The sequence below is a fragment of the Nocardia sp. NPDC051981 genome, from assembly GCF_040680715.1.
Classification (GTDB): Bacteria; Actinomycetota; Actinomycetes; order Mycobacteriales; family Mycobacteriaceae; genus Nocardia.
The window spans coordinates 12,457-29,171 of the sequence record NZ_JBFAXK010000009.1; the positions used below are offsets into that span (position 1 = coordinate 12,457).

Below are 16,715 nucleotides of genomic sequence, written 5' to 3' on the forward strand. Positions count from 1 at the left end.
TCGTGAAACGGGCTGCTGCGCTCGACCTCTGAGTGAGGAGAGCAGTGGCAGGCAAGGCCCGCGTGCACGAGTTGGCTAAAGAACTCGGTGTCACGAGCAAAGAACTACTCGCGCGGCTCAAGGAGCAGGGCGAGTTCGTGAAGTCGGCGAGCTCGACGGTGGAAGCACCCGTCGCGCGCCGGCTGCGGGAGTCGCTCGCACCCAAGAGCACCCCGTCCAATGGGACCGCCAAATCGGCGACCCCCAAGCCCAGTGGTGACGGCGCCCCGCGTCCGGCCGCCAAGCCGGCCGCCCCCGGTGCCGGTCCCCGTCCGGGCCCCCGCCCGACGCCGCAGGCCCCGGCCCCCGCGGCGCAGGCTCCGGCCCCGCAGGTGGCTCCGGCTGCCCGCGCCGAGTCGGTCGAGGCTCCGGCTGCCCGTCCGGCAGCCCCGGGACCCAGGCCCGCTGGTCGCGAAAACGTTGCTCCCGCAGCGGCTTCCGCGTCGGCAACCCCGTCTGCTCCGGCCCCGCAGGCCCCGCGTCCGAACGCGCCGCGTCCGGGTGCCCCGGCCCCGCGTCCGGCTCAGCAGGGCAGCGCCCCGGCGGCTCAGCAGGGCGCCCCGCGTCCGGCCGGACCCAAGCCGGGTCCGAAGCCGCCGCGGGTCGGTAACAACCCGTTCTCCTCGGCTCCGGAGCGCCCGGCGCCGCGTCCGGCTCCCCGTCCGGGCCAGCAGCAGCAGGGCGGCCCGCGTCCGGGTCAGCACCAGGGCGGTCCCCGTCCGGGTCCGGCCCAGGGTGGTCCGCGTCCCGGTCCGCAGGGCGGTCCCCGTCCGGGTCCGGGCCAGAGCGGCCCGCGTCCGGGTCCCGGTCAGGGCGGTCCGCGCCCCGGCCCGGGTCAGGGTGGTCCGCGTCCGGCCGCGGCCGGTCAAGGCGGTCCCCGTCCGGGTGGCCCGCGTCCCAGCCCCGGCTCGATGCCGCCTCGGCCCAACCCGGGTGCCATGCCCGCGCGCGCTCAGCGCCCGGCCGGTCCGGGTGGCGCAGGCCGTCCGGCGCGTCCGGGTGGTCCGGGCGGCGCCGGTGGCGGTCGTCCCGGTGGCGGCGGCGGTGGCTACCGCGGCGGCGGCGCTCCCGGTGGCGGTCAGGGTGCCGGCGCCGGTGCCGGTACCGGTGGTGCTCCCGGTGGTTTCCGCGGTCGTCCCGGTGGTGGCGGCGGTGGCCGTCCCGGTTCCGGTGGTGGTCGCGGCGGTGCCGCGGGTGCCTTCGGACGTCCGGGTGGCGCTCCCCGCAAGGGTCGTAAGTCGAAGCGGGCGAAGCGCGCCGAGTACGAGAACCAGCAGGCGCCCATCGCCGGTGGCGTGCGGCTGCCGCGCGGCAACGGCGAGATCGTTCGCCTCGCCCGTGGCGCGTCGCTGTCCGACTTCGCCGAGAAGATCGGTGCCAACCCGGCCTCGCTGGTGCAGGCGTTGTTCAACCTCGGCGAGATGGTCACCGCTACCCAGTCGGTGAACGAGGAGACCCTCGAGCTGCTGGGTTCGGAGATGAACTACGTCGTGCACGTGGTCTCTCCGGAGGACGAGGACCGCGAGCTGCTCGCCAACTTCGACCTCACCTACGGCGAGGACGACGGCGACGAGGCGGACCTGCAGGTCCGTCCGCCGGTCGTGACCGTCATGGGTCACGTCGACCACGGTAAGACCCGACTGCTGGACACCATCCGTAAGGCCAACGTCCGTGAGGGCGAGGCCGGTGGCATCACCCAGCACATCGGCGCCTACCAGGTGCTGGCCGACGTCAATGGCGACGACCGTCTCATCACCTTCATCGACACCCCCGGTCATGAGGCGTTCACCGCCATGCGTGCCCGTGGTGCGAAGGCCACCGACATCGCGATCCTCGTGGTCGCGGCCGACGACGGCGTCATGCCGCAGACGGTGGAGGCCATCAACCACGCGCAGGCCGCGGACGTGCCGATCGTGGTGGCGGTCAACAAGATCGACAAGGAAGGCGCGAACCCGCAGAAGATTCGCCAGCAGCTGACCGAATACGGTCTGGTCGCCGAGGAATACGGTGGCGAGACCATGTTCGTGGACATCTCGGCGAAGCAGGGCACCAACATCGAGTCGCTGCTCGAGGCGGTCGTCCTGACCGCGGACGCGGCCCTCGACCTGCGGGCGAACCCGGACATGGACGCGCAGGGTGTGGCCATCGAGGCCCACCTCGACCGCGGCCGTGGCCCGGTGGCCACCGTCCTCGTCCAGCGCGGCACGCTCCGCGTCGGCGACTCGATCGTGGCGGGCGACGCCTACGGTCGCGTGCGCCGCATGGTCGACGAGCACGGCGACGACGTCGAGGCGGCGCTGCCGTCGCGGCCCGTCCAGGTCATCGGTTTCACCTCGGTGCCGGGCGCGGGTGACAACCTGCTCGTCGTCGAGGAAGACCGCATCGCGCGTCAGATCGCCGACCGCCGCAACGCTCGCAAGCGCAACGCCCTGGCCGCGCGCAGCCGCAAGCGGATCTCCCTGGAAGATCTGGATGCCGCTCTGAAGGAGACCTCGGAGCTGAACCTGATCCTCAAGGGCGACAACTCTGGTACCGTCGAGGCCCTCGAAGAGGCGCTGCTCGGTATCGATGTGGGCGACGAGGTGCGGCTGCGCGTCATCGACCGCGGTGTCGGTGGCGTCACCGAGACCAACGTCAACCTGGCGTCGGCGTCGAACGCGATCATCATCGGGTTCAACGTCCGGGCCGAGGGCAAGGCGACCGAACTGGCGAACCGCGAAGGCGTGGACATTCGCTACTACTCGGTCATCTACCAGGCGATCGACGAGATCGAGAAGGCCCTCAAGGGTCTGCTCAAGCCGATTTACGAGGAGCACGAGCTGGGTCGGGCGGAGATCCGCCAGATCTTCCGGTCCTCCAAGTTCGGCAATATCGCGGGTTGCTGGGTGCTCTCGGGCTCGGTCAAGCGCAACGCCAAGGCGCGCCTGATTCGCGACAACGTGGTGGTCGCCGAGACCACCATCCAGTCGCTGCGTCGCGAGAAGGACGACGTCACCGAGGTCCGCGAAGGCTACGAGTGCGGTATGACCGTGGGCTTCAACGACATCAAGGACGGCGACATCATCGAGGCCTACGAGCTGCGGGAGAAGCCGCGCGACTAGGAACCAGTACACGATCCCGCCGGGCCTTCGGGTCCGGCGGGGTTGTGCCCCTTCCCTTTCCGGGTAACCGTGCGCGCATTCCCCGGGGCGCGTTCATATGACTGAAAAGATGTTCTTCGGAGCGCTCGAGTTCGATATCTTGCTCGGTGATGTGCATTCACTGAAAGAGAAGCGCTCTGTCATCCGCCCCATCCTCGCCGACCTGAAGCGGTTCGAGGTGAGTGTCACCGAGGGCGGAGATCATGACCGGTATCGCCGGGCATTGCTCGGTGTGGCAATGGTCAGCTACGGCATGAATCATCTGACCGAGGTGCTGGACAAATGTGAACGGCACGTCGCCAATCGTCCGGAGTTACAGTTGCTGGCGGTACGCCGTCGCGTCTTCGGACCCGAAGACTGAAGAAGTGAGGAGGGCTCGGCATGGCTGATCAGGCTCGAGCACGCCGACTCGCGAAGCGCATCTCGTCCATCGTCGCCACGGCGATCGAATACGAGATCAAGGATCCGCGACTGCGGTTCGTCACCGTCACCGACGCCAAGGTGACCGGTGACCTGCGCGAGGCGACCATCTACTACACCGTCATGGGCGAAACCATCGACGCCGAACCCGATTTTGCGGAAGCCGCCGCCGGCCTGTCGAAGGCCGCCGGGATTCTGCGATCCAAGGTCGGCGCGGGCACCGGGGTGAAGTTCACCCCGACGCTGGCGTTCAAGCTCGATACCGTGCCCGACGCGGCCCGCGAGATGGAGGAGCTGCTGGCCAAGGCCCGCGCCTCCGACGCGCGCGTGGCGCAGGTGGCGGTCGGCGCGAACTACGCCGGTGAGGCGGACCCGTACAAGTCGGACGAGGACGAGGAAGACGACGAAGCCTGACCACGCCGTGACCCCCGTCGATGTCACCCCTGCCGTCGAGATTCTCGAGGCCGCGAAATCGGTGACGATTCTCTGCCACATCCAGCCCGATGCCGATACGGTCGGCAGCGGGCTGGCCCTGGCGCAGGTGCTGCGCCGGCGCGGGGTCCCGGTCGTCGTCTCCTTCGCCGAACCGGCCGAACTGCCGGTGTCCATGCGGTCGCTGCCCGGCACGGAGTTGCTGGTCCGCGCCGACCAGGTGCCGCGCGAGGTCGATGTCCTGGTGTCCGTGGACTGCGGCAGTGCCGGACGGCTCGGCTCGCTGCGTGACCGCTTGGACAGCGCCGCAACGACTTTGGTCATCGATCACCACCGGTCCAATACCCGCTTCGGTCGGGTCAATGTCGTGGACGAGGCCGCCGAATCCACCGCGGGCGTCATCGCACACATCCTGGAGGCGTGGGGCGAACCCATCGATCGCGATATCGCGCACTGCCTCTACGCCGGATTGGTCACCGACACCGGCTCTTTCAAATGGGTGCGCCCCGGCTCCCACACCCTGGCCGAACGCCTCCTGGCCACCGGCATCGACGGCGCGGCCATCACCCGCACCCTGATGGACACCCATCCTTTCGCCTGGCTCCCCATGCTGTCCCGGGTCCTGGCCTCCGCCCAGCTGATTCCGGATGCCGCTGCCGGCGCGGGCCTGGTCTACGCGGTCGTCCGCCGTGAGGACACCGAAGCGGTCCGCTCCGAAGAGGTCGAGAGCATCATCGACCTCATCCGCACCACCGCCGAGGCCCAGGTCGCCGCGGTTTTCAAGGAATCCCGCACCGACCCGGACCACTGGACGGTCTCCCTGCGCTCACACGATGCCGCCGATGGCTCACCCGGCCTGGACGTCGCCCGCGTCGCCACCGCCCTCGGCGGCGGTGGACACCGCTATGCCGCAGGCTATTCCACCATCGGCCAGGCCCCGGACCTGCTGGCGAACCTCATCCGCGAACTCGGCTGAACCCGGGTCCCGGTGTCCCTCAGTTCAATTCGTCACTGCGGCCCGTGGTCGACCCGCCGATGCCGCGCAGGGTGATGTAGGCGAACAACGCGCCCATGACGGCGACGCCCGCCCACATGGCCTGCTGGCATCCGTCGACGAAGGACTGCTGGGCGGCGCGGATCAGGCCCGGTGCGTGCGTGCCGGTGCTGCCCGCGACTTCGCCGATCGCCTTGCCGCGCTGCGCTTCGGGGAAGGTAGCGGTGATGACGGCGAGGGTGATGGGCATGATCATCGCGGCGCCGATGCCGGCGGCCGCACGGGCGATCAGCATCATCTCGGCCGAATGTGCCAGTCCCGCAGCCGCGCTCGCGGTGCCGAAGATACCCGGCCCGGCGATCAGCATGGGATTGCGGCCCAACCGGTCACCGGGTCACCGATGGCCCCGAGCGGCAGCAACAGTGCCGCCAGGACCAGGGTGTAGAGGTTGATGATCCACCCGGGTCAGTCCGGTAGGCCGAAAATGCGGACGCCCTTGGGGGCTTCGACTCGGTAGCCGAGGGTGATGACCGTCCGGTCCTGCGGGTCGAGGTTGCGTTTCCAGGTGAGGATGCCGAGGTCGTTGCGCTCGGTCGGGGACGGTTTCAGGACAGTGTCGCGGACGGTGACAGCGGCGTCGCGGGCTACCGGCAGGCGGTCGAGGACGGTCACGGTGGTGGGGCGGGCGCCGTGGTTGGTGACGGTTATCGTGTACTCCATTTCGACGCGGCGAGCCGAGCCGAGGGTCGCCCTGGAGGCATTGCGGCGCACCAGTTCTCGTTCGACACGGATGCGATCGTCCACACCGAGGGCGAGTTCGCGTTCCTCGCCGGGGGCCCAGAGGTCGAGATCGGTGGCGCCGACGTATTCGGTGTCGTTGAACAGGGACGCGCGGCCCTCGGGGAAGGTGTGCTCGGAGGTGTTGCGCGCGGTGGCGCGCAGGATCGCCTCGGGTGCGTGGATCGGCGCGGTCACGTGATCCAGATCGGCCTCGAGGTCGAGGGCGATGATCAGCGTGCGGTGTTCGGTGCCGTCGGCGGCGATGGCGACCGGGCGCTGCGGGGAGTAGGTCGCGGCGGTGGCCCCGTGCTCGACGGTCGTGACCGCTTCCCGGACCGGGGGCGGTGGCGGTGGCGGCAGCGCACCAGTGGGCGCGGGAGCGGCCGCGGCGAGCATGGGGTTCGCGCCGTCGGGGTCCCAGGACCGGGAAGCGTGCCGCCTGACCATGAGTTTCGGCTCGGGTGGCATGGTGCTGAGGTACCAGGGGTCCAGTTCGGGCACGTCGAGGGCGACCGCCGGGCGGGCGGTCGACAATTCGAGGCGGCATCCGGGCCAATCCTCGCCGGTCTGCTGACGCACCAGTCCGAACCAACGCAGGCTCAGGCCCCTGTCGCCGAGGCGCAGATCGTAGGTGCTGGTCCAGCGCGCGCCGGGCACCACATAGGACAGTTCCAGTTCGGCGGTGGCCGGTTGGGCGGCGTCGACGGTGATGACCGCGGCCCGGATGTCGGGGCGGTTCTTGCGGCCCAGGTCCGCCAGTCGCCGCTCGATCGCCCGCTTGTCCAGAATGTGTTCCTGTCGCAGGCGTTCTCGGTCGCGGCGTCCGGCATGCACGGCCCCGTATTGCGCCTCCAGACTGTCGCCGAAGGCGATAACCCGCTCGTCGGTCGTCTTGGCCAGGTGCCCGGCGGATTTGCGGACCAGGCGCTGCAGGAATTCGATGCGGGCGTCGGCGGCGCGGTCGGCGTCGGCGAGCTGGGCCAGCGCGGCATCCAGTTCGTTTCTGCGGGAGGTGAGCTCGGCGATCTGTTCGTCGTCCGGCTCGGGCTGCCGTTCGGTGATGATGTCCACCCCGAGGACCGTCACGTCGCCCCGGCCCGCTACGCGGATCGAGTCGCGCAGCAGTTCCAGCGGCAGCGGTGACACGCGGATGCGATGTTCGCCCGTGCCCAGCGTCGCCTTGCCCGACCGGGTGACTCGGGCCCGATCCGGATAGACCGTCACCGCCGCGATTGTTGTTTCGAGATCCACCATGCCGCTCAGCCTGCCCGAGGAGCCGTCTCGAGTCGACGGAATACGCGCGGCGATATGACCGTGCCGGGGGAGGGGAGCCGCGAATAGCTGTCTGCCGGTGCCGAATTCGCAGGTGCGATTGTCCGGGGTTGCGAGCGAGTTGCCCGGGGTGGCCGAGGAATTGGTGGCGAACCTGGTCCGATGGCCCAGCCGAAGGCGGTCGGTGAGAACGCCGCACTGGTGAGTCGGATGCGGACACGGACATATATTTGCTCGACTATGGGTCTCGATCGGTGGCCGGCGGCACGGGTCTCGCTGCCTGCGGGATCTGGAAAAGCGGTGGTGACAGGCGGATCAGCGGGTTCGAGGGTGGGGTGGCGGCGCGGTGCGGCTGGGCCGGGGTGGTGTGGGATGGTGGGCGGATGAGCAGTGCCGGCGTGGTGGATGGTGGAGGGGAGGACCCGGCATTCGTGGCCGCGTCGGCGGAGGACTTGGCGGCGGTGCGGGGCGCTGAGCCTGCGTCGGCCGGGCCGCGGCGGATTCTCGGGATCGCGGTGCCGACGCTGGGGGTGCTGGTCGCTGAGCCGATTTATCTGCTGTTCGATATGGCTGTGGTGGGGCGGCTGGGGGCCTTGGCGTTGGCCGGGCTGGCTGTCGGGGGATTGCTGCTGGCGCAGGTCGGTTCGCAGTTGACGTTCTTGAGTTATGGGACGACGGCTCGGGCTGCGCGGCGGCACGGCGCGGGGGACGAGCGGGCGGCTGTTGTCGAGGGGGTGCAGGCCAGTTGGATCGCGGTGGGGGTGGGGTTGGCGATCGTGCTGGTGGTGCAGATCTTCGCGGGGCCGATCACACGGGCCATCGCGGGCGGGGACGACATCGCGCGGGCGGCGGAGTCGTGGGTGCGGATCGCGTTGTTCGGGGTGCCGCTGATCCTGTTGTCGATGGCGGGAAACGGGTGGATGCGCGGTGTGCAGCAGACTCGGCGGCCGCTGAGGTATGTGGTTGCGGGGCTGGTGGTTTCGGGAGTGTTGTGCCCGACGCTGGTGCACGGGCTGCTGGGGGCGCCGCGAATGGAGCTGGCGGGGTCGGCGGTCGCGAATCTGGTGGGGCAGTCGATTTCCGGTGCGCTGTTCGTGAGTGCGCTGTGGCGGGCGAAGGTCCCGCTCACACCGCATCTCGAGATCATGAAGGCGCAGTTGGTGCTGGGGCGGGATCTGATCGTGCGGAGCCTGGCGTTCCAGGCGTCGTTCGTGTCGGCGGCGGCGGTGGCTTCGCGGTTCGGGGCGGCATCGGTGGCGGCGCATCAGCTGGTACTGCAGATCTGGAATTTCCTTGCGCTGACCCTGGATTCGCTGGCGATCGCGGCGCAGACCCTGGTGGGTGCGGCGCTCGGGGCCGGAAACGCGCGCGGCGCACAGGGTCTGGCGCGGCGGATCACTGGCTGGTCGACGGTCTTCTCGGTGCTGCTGGCGGCGGTGTTCGCGGCCGGATACTCGGTGATCCCGCGGTTGTTCACCGATGATCCGTCGGTGCTGGATCGCACCCACGTGGTGTGGTGGTTCTTCGTCGCCATGATCCCGGTGGCGGGCGTGGTGTTCGCGCTCGACGGCGTGCTGCTCGGCGCGGGCGATGCCGCGTTCCTGCGCAATGCCACGCTGGGGTCGGCGCTGCTGGGGTTCCTGCCGATGATCTGGCTGTCGCTGGCCTACGACTGGGGGATCGGCGGAATCTGGACCGGGCTGGTCGCTTTCATGCTGCTGCGCTTGGTCGCCGTCAGCTGGCGGGCACTGTCCGGGCGCTGGGCGCGGGTCGGGGCCGAGGTGCCGCGCCGCACCGCGTAGGAGAAATGCTTTCGGCGGCAGCGGGATCGGCGGCCGAGGCGGAGTGTGCCCCGGCCACCCCCGGAGCTAGTCGAGCGCGCCGTTCGTCTGGGCGGCGGCCTGCCGTGCGAGGTTCTCGGCGACCTCGGCCTGCCAATTCTCGTTGGCGTGCGTGGTGTCGACCTCGTATTCGAACCGGTCGGTCATCTCCGGCTTCACGTCGGCGACATCGACATAGAACTGCTCGTACCACCGACGATGCTGGTAGACCGGGCCGTCCTCCTGCGTCAGCAGCGGATTGTCGATGCGGGTCTTGTGTTTCCAGATCTCCACGTCCTGCAGGAATCCGACGCCGAAGCTCTTGCCGAACGCCTTGGCCAGCTTCTCCGACTTCTCCGGTGGCAGGCCCTCGATGCGCTGCACGCTCACGCCCCACTGCAGGACGAAGGAATTGTGCGTCACCGGGTAGTGGCAGTTGATGAGCACCACCTCGACGGTGTTGTCGCCGAAGTCGTTGTGCAGGGTGTTGATCATGTAGGACGGCCCGTAATACGAAGCCTCCGAACGCAACAGCGACATCTCCTGCGAGTAGTTCGACTTCGCGTGCACGTCCGGCCGCCCCTTGGAGTGCAGGAACTGCGTCGCGACGTGCCCTTCGAACACATTCTTGAAGTACACCGGGTACGCGTAGTGGATGTAGAAGAAGTGCGCCATATCGACGTTGTTGTCGATGATTTCGCGGCAGTGCGCGCCCTCGATGAGCAGCGTATTCCAGTCCCAGTCGCTCCACTCGTCGGTGTCGATGCCCTCGATGTGCGGGATGGCGACCTCGGGCGGCGGCGGATTGCCCTCGGGATCGTTCCACACGAAGAACTGCCCGTTCTCCTCGCAGGTGATCCAGGATCTGGTGCGCGCCAACGGCGGAACGCGGCGGGCATAGGGGATGGCGGCGCATTTACCGTCGCCGCGCCAGCGCCAATCGTGGAAAGGGCAGGCGATATTGTCGTCCTTGACGCTGCCGTAGGCGAGGTCCGCGCCCATGTGCCGGCAGTACCCGTCCAGGGCGTGCAGCTCGCCCTTGCTGTCGGACCAGATCACCAGTTTGGTGCCGAAGGCGTTGACCGAGTGCGGTTTTCCGTCCCGGAAGCTCTCGGCCAGCCCGAGACAGTGCCAGCCCCGGGCGAATCGGGTCATCGGCTCGCCGACATCGATGCTGCGATAGTGCTGTTTCATGGGCGTCCTTCGCGCTGATTCATGTGCGTCCTCCGCGATTGATGATCGGCGCCATCACGTCGGGCAGGAGCCTGTTGAGCCCGATGATGAGGCGGTTGTAGGCGGGAAAGCTGATGTACTGCTTGTTCTTCGCGACGCCGTCGAGAATCGCGTCGGCGGCGGCGAGCGGCTTCACCTTGGCGAAGGGCAGCTTGTCGATGGAGGCGCGGTAGTCGTAGCCGGGCAGATTCACGGCACTGTCGAAGATGCCGGTGTCGACCACGCCCGGCAGCACCACGCTGACCTTGATGCCGCGTTCGGCGGCCTCGGCGCGCAGCGCGGTGCTCAGGCCGACCACGGCGTGCTTGGTGGCGGTGTAGGCGACCGATCGCGCCACCGGCAGGACGCCCGCGCTGCTGGCGGTATTGACGATGTGCCCGCCGCCCTGGTCGAGCATGCGCGCGTAGGCGAGCTGGGTGCCGTGCACGACGCCCCAGAAGTTGACGTCGACGATCTGGTTCCAGGCGATGTCGGTCATCTTGGCGAAATCGCCGCCGACCACGATGCCGGCATTGTTGAACATGAAGTCGAGCCGCCCGTGCTCGGCGACGGCTCGCTCGACCACGTCGGCGAGGGCCTCGCGGTCGGTGACGTCGGCGACCATGGTGGTGAGGTCGCCGGCGCTGTTCGCGGCCAGGGAGTCCAGGCCCGCCACCGCGCGGTCGACGGCATAGACGCATGCGCCGCGCTGCAGCAACCGGGTCACGAGCGCTCTCCCCATGCCGGAGGCGGCACCCGTGACGATCGCGGTGGCGGCGGAATAGGTCATGAGCCCGAGGTTAAGCACTTGTGCTTACTGTAACAAGTGTCAGTTTCGGGCGACGGGGGCCGGTCAGGCCCTGCGATACCGGCGCACAACGACTTTCGCGGGCCGGATGGACCGATCTCCTATCGTCAGCCCCGGCTGGATGACCGACTCCACGGTCCGGTCGGCGGCCGGATCGTCGGTGTCGGTGAGTTCCGCGGCCTCCATGGTGTCCGGATCGAAGTCCGTGCCCCGGAACGGCGTGACCAGCTCACCGCCCCGCTCGGCCAGCATGCGCTCGACCCGGCGGCTCATGGTCTCGAAGCCCTGGCGGTCCGGCTCCGAATCGGTGGTGGAGGCGAAGGTCTGGGCCAGGCCGTGCAGGGCGAACAGGTCGCGGATCAGAGGAGCGTCGGTTTCGGCGCGCTCGTCGCGAATCTTCAGTTTCGCCTCGTCGGCCAGTCGCTCGATGGTGGCGGCCTGCCGGGCGATGACGCGTGCCAGGTCGTCGATGCGTTCGGTGATGCGGTCGAGCGTCGTGGCCGGTAGGTCGGTCGGGGCGGGCACTGCGGGCAGGGCCGGGAGGGTGGCCGCCGGGGCTGGATCGGTCATGCTCGAACGATAGACCCGGTAGTCGGTCCCGGCTGCTACCATCGCCGTCGTGGGGGTCTATGGAATCGATCTGGGCACAACGAATTCGGCAATTGCGACAATTGATGCAGACGGCCGGCCGGAGGTGCTGATCGGGCTCAATGGGGAACCGACCGTCCCGTCTGTCGTCTTGTTCGCCTCCGCCACCGACCATGTGGTGGGGGAGGGCGCGCGCCGGCAGGCCCGCCTCGATCCCGATCACGTGTGCACGCTGGTGAAACGCCGCATGGGAGATGCGGAGTGGCGGTTCGGCGCGCACGGGCAGCTGTGGTCGGCGCCCGCCGTCTCCTCCCTCATTCTGAAAAGCCTTGCCGCCGATGCCGAATTCGCGGGCGGCGAACCGGTGCGGCGGGTGGTGATCACGGTGCCCGCCTACTTCGGCGACGAGGAGCGCCGGGCCACCATCCAGGCCGGCACCTACGCCGGATTCGAGGTGGCGGGCGTGCTGTCCGAGCCCATCGCGGCGGCGCTGTCCTACGGTTTCGGGCGGCTCGACGGCGGCATCGAGATCGGCGCGTCGCCGGCGCGTGAGACCGTGCTGGTCTACGACCTCGGCGGCGGCACCTTCGACGCCACCGTCATCGAACTCGCCGACCGGCGCATCTCGGTGCTGGCCGTGGAGGGCGATCATCAGCTCGGCGGCGCGGACTGGGACGAGCGGCTGGCGCTGCACCTGTCCCAGCGGTTCTGCGCCGCCAATCCGGATGCCGAAGACCCCCTGGACGATTCGGTCGGCTCGCAGCTGCTGGTGCTGGCGGCCGAGCAGGCCAAACGCGAGCTCACCACCGCCGACAGCACCGAGGTGGTGATCGCGCACGACGGCGCGCGGGCGGTGATCCCGCTGACCCGCGACGAACTCGAGGCCATGACCGCTTCGCTCATGCGGCGCACGGTGGATCTCACCAAGGCGGTGCTGGCCGCGGCCGGGCAGCGCGGGGTCCGGCAGGTGGATCGGCTGCTGCTGGTGGGCGGCTCGTCGCGGATGCCGGTGGTGGCCGAGCAGCTGCACAAGGAATTCGGGCTGATCGGTGAGCTGCGCGATCCGGATCTGTCGGTGGCGCGCGGGGCCGCGCTCTACGGGGAGAAGCTGGAGATGGAGCGGCTGGTGGCCGCGGATCTGGTGACCCGCGGGCGACTACGCGACGGCGCCGGGCTGCGTGAGGCGGATCCCGTTGATCTGGAGGCCTCGCTGGCGCGGGTGGCCGATTCGTTCGGGCAGCCGGTGAGCCTGGTGCGCCGCATGATCGAGATCCAGGTGGACACGGTGGTGTCGCGTGGCTTCGGAGTGCTGGCTCTGGATCCGTTCAACGGGCTGGCGGCCAGCTGGCTGGTGCATCGCAATCAGACCCTGCCCATTCGCGTGCGGCGGTCCTACGGGACGGTCCGGGCGGACCAGGACCAGATCGAGCTGACCATCGTGGAGCAGCAGGGGCAGGCGGCGTCGACGCGGCCCGAGGACACGAAGGTGTTGGTGGAGGGCAGGATTCGGGACATTCCACCCGGGTATCCGGAGGGTAGTGAAGTCCGGGTGACCTTCGAGATGGGATTCGACGGCGTGCTGCACGTGACCGCCTACCATGTGGATGCCGATCTGCCGCTGACGCTTTCGGTGCAGACCGGGGCCACCTTGTCGCAGGCGGATGTGGAGCGCGAACTGGATCAGTTGCAGCGCACCCGCCGCCGCAACTCCTGACCGGTATACGCTGTCCGACGACAAGCCATGCATGCCTTCGATTCCAATGACTACCGCAAGCGCGTCCTCGCCGCCGTCGAACGCCGGGGCGGGCTCGGTGAGTCGGATGCCTTCGAGCTGTACGACATTCCACTCGCGGAGGCCGCGCGGCTGAGCGACGCCGAGGTGGCGGCGCGGGTCGAGGCGGTCTGGGCGTTCTGGCAGAAGCTGCGCGATCATCCCAAGTACCGGGTGCTGGCCGCGCTGCTGGTGGACGCGCACGCCGAACTCTCGGAACCCTTGCTGCACACCGGTTCCCGGCTCGTCGAGGCCGATCGGGTGTCGCAGTTGCGGGCCCGGCGGGAGGCCGAGCGCTACGAGATGCTCGACGCCGCCATCGAGCGGCTGGCGGCGCGGCACGGCGGCATTCCCGCTGCCAAGATCCCCGGCCTCGAGGACATCGGCCGGATGGGCGGGCTGACCGTGGCCGAGATCGCCGCCCGGGTACGCCGCCACCGCATCATCGACGAGGCGCCCGCGCCGGCATCGCCGTCCGCCGTGCCCGCCCTGAATTCCGAACGCCGCCGGCAGATTCGCGCGCTCCTCGCCGAATACGAGCGCCTGCTTCCCGGCGATCCGGTTCCCACCCTGCTGGCCCTGCTCGGCATGGAATTCGCCGCCGCCCACCACACCAATGAGATCCGCCTGCGCGCCGGCGCCCTGCGCGCCCGCACCCGCGAACTGCCGCCCGGCCGGATCCGTGTCGTCCTCGACGAACTCCTCATCCATATCGGCGACCTGCTCGAGCCCGGTGGCGCCATGGTCGACGCCTACCTCCTCGCCATCACCGAGACGGTCACCGACCAGCTCCGCCCCCAGGTCCGCGCCGCCGTACTCGTCGAAGACCTCCTGGTAGCAGCGGATTTCGACTACCTCCTCGGCGTCGCCATCGCCGCCGGCCTCGACCGCGCCGCCGCCGAACGCATCCTCATCACCCTCACCGACGAACTCGGCACCACCGTCGAAGGCCGCGAACACCTCGCCGCCCCGTCCCGCCCCGGTGGTCCCGCGCAGACCAGCTCCGCCACAACGACTTCGACCCGCTCGACGGGGAATGGTGCTCCGTCGGGGACCGGCGCGTCCGCCGGAAGCGAATTCGGCCGCAACCCCGCGAGCAGCCCTCAGGGTGAGGGTCCGGCCGCCTCCGGCACCGGCGACTCGCCGGGAACCGGTGGCGGGCAACGGCACTCGGGCGGTGGCGTACCTGCTCGAGGTCGTGGAGAGGCGCCGGAGGCGGCGCAGTGGCAGCGGACGCCCTATACGGGCGAGGCGGCAGGGGCTGGTACGGGGCGGCCGTGGGAGGCGGCGTTGCGGGCGGCGCGGGCCGCGTTGCGGGCGGGACGCCCCAGGGAGGCGGCCGGATTCGTCGCCGATGCGCGACGCGGGGTCGGGGACGACGGTCTGGGTGCGCGGTCGGTGCGGGCGGTGGGGGAAGAGGTCGAGCGGGTGCTGGCGGAGGCGGCCGTGCACTGGCGGGCGGCCGTGTCCTGTTGTGCGGGGCGACGGTTCGTGGAGGCGCTGGGCGAGCATCTGGATTTCCTGGATCGGCGGGCGGCGGACGTGCCCAATCCCGATCCGCGGGGAGCGGGCCGGGAGTTGCTGATCGGGCGGGCGCGGGCGGCGGTGATGGAGGCGGGGCGGCTGTTCGAGGCGCTGCCGTTGGATCCGGGACTGCGCATGCAGGCGGTGCGGGCCGTGCTCGAGGTGTGCGCCGACCATGCCGAGGCGCTGGCGGCGCTGGCCGAATTGCAGGTGGGCGCGCCGGGAACGGTGACGGTGAGCCGCAAGCCGGACGGGACGGTGGTGATCACCTGGCTCCCGTCGCGGACCACGCAGGTGGAGTATCGGGTCACGCGGTTGCTGGCCGACGGGTCGTGGCGGGTGGTGGGCCGCACCCGCGGCACCGCGCTGGAGGACGGCGGGGCGCCGACCGGTCCGGCGCCGGTGTACGGGGTGGTGGCGTCCGTCTCCGGCCGGGCCTCCGAAATGGCCCGGTCCGATGGGGATTCGGACCGCGGTACGGCCCACGGCGGCGAGCCGGATGCCGCGGGTGGCGGGCCCGATGGCGACCGGCCCAGCGGCATGCCCAGCGTGCGCAGCCTGACCGAACAGCGCGGGCTGCTGGTCTTCGAATGGCCGATCGGCATCACCGAGGTGATGGTGGTGGCCCGCCCCGACGCTCCGCCGGTGGATCCCGAGGATCCCCGGGCGCGCCGGTGGAAGGTCACCAATATGCGCTACGAGATCGACGGCGGGGTGCGGATCCCGTCCGAGATCCCGCGGCCCTGTCATGTCGCCGTGGCTTCCTGCCGGCGCGATGCCACCGGAACTCTCACTGTCGCCGCTGGATTCGGCCCGGACGCCCGGATTCGCTGGGTGCGCTGAGAACCGCTGTGGCCCCGCATGGGAATCTGGTGGGGGCCGGGTCTGTTGCTGCGAGGACCGGTCGCGAACAGAGAGGCGGAGCTGGGTGATTCCGAAGTTGATGGCGGTGAGCGACATCCATGTCGGTCATCAGGGCAACAAACCGGTGGTCGAGGCGATCCGCGCGGATTCCCCCGAGGACTGGCTCATCCTGGCCGGTGACGTCGGCGAGAAGACCGATGACATCCGCTGGGCCCTGGAGACCCTGCGGGGCCGCTTCGCCAAGGTCATCTGGGTGCCCGGCAATCACGAATTGTGGACCACCGCAAAGGATCCCGTGCAGATGCACGGCGCCGCCCGCTACGACTACCTGGTCTCGCTGTGCCGTGATGTGGACGTCGTCACACCGGAGGACCCGTTCCCGGTGTGGGAGGGCGCGGGCGCGGAGGAGTTCGGCGGCGCGGTCACCCTGGCCCCGCTGTTCATGCTCTACGACTACTCCTGGCTGCCGGAGGGTGCGAAGACCAAGGCCGAGGGCCTGGCCATCGCCAAGGACCGCAATGTGGTGGCCACCGACGAGTTCCTGCTCTCGGCCGAGCCGTACCTGACGCGCGATGCCTGGTGCCACGCCCGCGTCCAGTACACCCAGCGCCGCCTCGACGCCCTGCCCGCCGAGACCCCACTGGTGCTGATCAACCACTTCCCGCTGCTGCGCAAGCCGGTCGACATGATGTGGTACCCGGAGTTCTCCCTGTGGTGCGGCACCGACCTCACCTCCGACTGGCACACCAGCTACAACGTGGTCTGCGCGGTCTACGGCCACCTCCACATCCCCCGCACCACCTGGTACGACGGCGTCCGCTTCGAAGAGGTCTCCCTCGGCTACCCCCGCGAATGGCAGCGTCGCGGCCTCCCCGACAAACTCCTGCGCCAGATCCTCCCTGTCCCCGACTACGGCGACACGCTCAACGAGTGGGGCGGCCACTTCAAGATCACCCCCGAAATGCAGGCCGCCGCGTTGAAGATGAAGGAAGCCGCCGAACGCCGCCGCGGTCTGGCCTGACACCCGGTGAATCGGGCCGGCCGCTTGCCG

At 69.7% G+C, this 16,715-nt stretch carries 13 protein-coding genes; 8 read left to right on the forward strand and 5 right to left on the reverse strand.

Annotated elements, in window-relative coordinates:
- Positions 1–44: 44 nt before the first annotated feature.
- The 4 genes from infB to AB0L60_RS17835 all read left to right on the forward strand — a co-directional run bounded on the left by infB (position 45) and on the right by AB0L60_RS17835 (position 5,007).
- Entirely contained in the window at positions 45–3,140 is a 3,096-nt protein-coding gene (gene infB / locus AB0L60_RS17820) for a translation initiation factor IF-2 (RefSeq protein ID WP_364614649.1), read from the forward strand.
- A gap of 109 nt (positions 3,141–3,249) precedes the next feature.
- Complete coding sequence (locus AB0L60_RS17825; RefSeq protein WP_040859602.1) at positions 3,250–3,540, forward strand: DUF503 domain-containing protein; 291 nt, start codon at positions 3,250–3,252, stop codon at positions 3,538–3,540.
- Between the two features lie 20 nt (positions 3,541–3,560).
- A complete protein-coding gene (gene rbfA, locus AB0L60_RS17830; protein WP_364614652.1) occupies positions 3,561–4,013 on the forward strand; it encodes a 30S ribosome-binding factor RbfA in 453 nt (150 codons plus the stop codon).
- A 7-nt stretch (positions 4,014–4,020) separates the two neighbouring features.
- Complete coding sequence (locus AB0L60_RS17835; protein WP_364614655.1) at positions 4,021–5,007, forward strand: bifunctional oligoribonuclease/PAP phosphatase NrnA; 987 nt, start codon at positions 4,021–4,023, stop codon at positions 5,005–5,007.
- 19 nt (positions 5,008–5,026) lie between these two features.
- Here the strand turns inward: AB0L60_RS17835 and AB0L60_RS17840 are convergent, their stop codons facing one another.
- Together AB0L60_RS17840 and AB0L60_RS17845 are read right to left on the reverse strand one after the other, a co-directional pair.
- Positions 5,027–5,407: an MFS transporter gene (locus tag AB0L60_RS17840; protein ID WP_364614658.1), complete on the reverse strand. Its 381-nt coding sequence runs from the start codon at positions 5,405–5,407 to the stop codon at positions 5,027–5,029.
- A gap of 83 nt (positions 5,408–5,490) precedes the next feature.
- Positions 5,491–7,059, reverse strand: a complete 1,569-nt coding sequence (locus AB0L60_RS17845) for a DUF4139 domain-containing protein (RefSeq protein ID WP_364614661.1) — start codon at positions 7,057–7,059, stop codon at positions 5,491–5,493.
- Positions 7,060–7,460: 401 nt separating this feature from the next.
- Here AB0L60_RS17845 and AB0L60_RS17850 point away from each other — a divergent pair, with 401 nt between their 5' ends.
- Positions 7,461–8,879 carry an MATE family efflux transporter gene (locus AB0L60_RS17850; RefSeq protein WP_364614664.1) on the forward strand — a complete coding sequence of 473 codons (1,419 nt, stop codon included), beginning with the start codon at positions 7,461–7,463 and terminating at the stop codon, positions 8,877–8,879.
- A 66-nt stretch (positions 8,880–8,945) separates the two neighbouring features.
- Here AB0L60_RS17850 and AB0L60_RS17855 read toward each other — a convergent pair whose 3' ends face one another.
- From AB0L60_RS17855 to grpE, 3 genes are all read right to left on the reverse strand, one after another.
- On the reverse strand, positions 8,946–10,091 hold the full coding sequence (locus tag AB0L60_RS17855) for a Rieske 2Fe-2S domain-containing protein (RefSeq protein WP_364614667.1): 1,146 nt from the start codon (positions 10,089–10,091) through the stop codon (positions 8,946–8,948).
- A gap of 19 nt (positions 10,092–10,110) precedes the next feature.
- Positions 10,111–10,899: an SDR family oxidoreductase gene (locus AB0L60_RS17860; protein WP_364614670.1), complete on the reverse strand. Its 789-nt coding sequence runs from the start codon at positions 10,897–10,899 to the stop codon at positions 10,111–10,113.
- 63 nt (positions 10,900–10,962) lie between these two features.
- The gene (gene grpE / locus AB0L60_RS17865; RefSeq protein WP_364614673.1) at positions 10,963–11,487 is read right to left on the reverse strand and encodes a nucleotide exchange factor GrpE; all 525 of its coding nucleotides are present in this window, start codon (positions 11,485–11,487) and stop codon (positions 10,963–10,965) included.
- Positions 11,488–11,536: 49 nt separating this feature from the next.
- Here grpE and AB0L60_RS17870 point away from each other — a divergent pair, with 49 nt between their 5' ends.
- From AB0L60_RS17870 to AB0L60_RS17880, 3 genes are all read left to right on the forward strand, one after another.
- Positions 11,537–13,219: an Hsp70 family protein gene (locus AB0L60_RS17870; protein ID WP_364614676.1), complete on the forward strand. Its 1,683-nt coding sequence runs from the start codon at positions 11,537–11,539 to the stop codon at positions 13,217–13,219.
- A gap of 27 nt (positions 13,220–13,246) precedes the next feature.
- Entirely contained in the window at positions 13,247–15,643 is a 2,397-nt protein-coding gene (locus tag AB0L60_RS17875) for an Ig-like domain repeat protein (protein WP_364614679.1), read from the forward strand.
- 85 nt (positions 15,644–15,728) lie between these two features.
- A complete protein-coding gene (locus AB0L60_RS17880; protein ID WP_364614682.1) occupies positions 15,729–16,685 on the forward strand; it encodes a metallophosphoesterase in 957 nt (318 codons plus the stop codon).
- Positions 16,686–16,715: the final 30 nt, after the last annotated feature.

What these genes read in the sequence shown, in the direction of transcription:
- AB0L60_RS17825 (WP_040859602.1), top strand. Translation starts at nt 3,250, where the DNA reads ATGTTCTTCGGAGCGCTCGAGTTCGATATCTTGCTCGGTGATGTGCAT.
- rbfA (WP_364614652.1), top strand. Translation starts at nt 3,561, where the DNA reads ATGGCTGATCAGGCTCGAGCACGCCGACTCGCGAAGCGCATCTCGTCC.
- AB0L60_RS17845 (WP_364614661.1), bottom strand. Translation starts at nt 7,059, where the DNA reads ATGGTGGATCTCGAAACAACAATCGCGGCGGTGACGGTCTATCCGGAT.
- AB0L60_RS17850 (WP_364614664.1), top strand. Translation starts at nt 7,461, where the DNA reads ATGAGCAGTGCCGGCGTGGTGGATGGTGGAGGGGAGGACCCGGCATTC.
- AB0L60_RS17855 (WP_364614667.1), bottom strand. Translation starts at nt 10,091, where the DNA reads ATGAAACAGCACTATCGCAGCATCGATGTCGGCGAGCCGATGACCCGA.
- AB0L60_RS17860 (WP_364614670.1), bottom strand. Translation starts at nt 10,899, where the DNA reads ATGACCTATTCCGCCGCCACCGCGATCGTCACGGGTGCCGCCTCCGGC.
- grpE (WP_364614673.1), bottom strand. Translation starts at nt 11,487, where the DNA reads ATGACCGATCCAGCCCCGGCGGCCACCCTCCCGGCCCTGCCCGCAGTG.
- AB0L60_RS17875 (WP_364614679.1), top strand. Translation starts at nt 13,247, where the DNA reads ATGCATGCCTTCGATTCCAATGACTACCGCAAGCGCGTCCTCGCCGCC.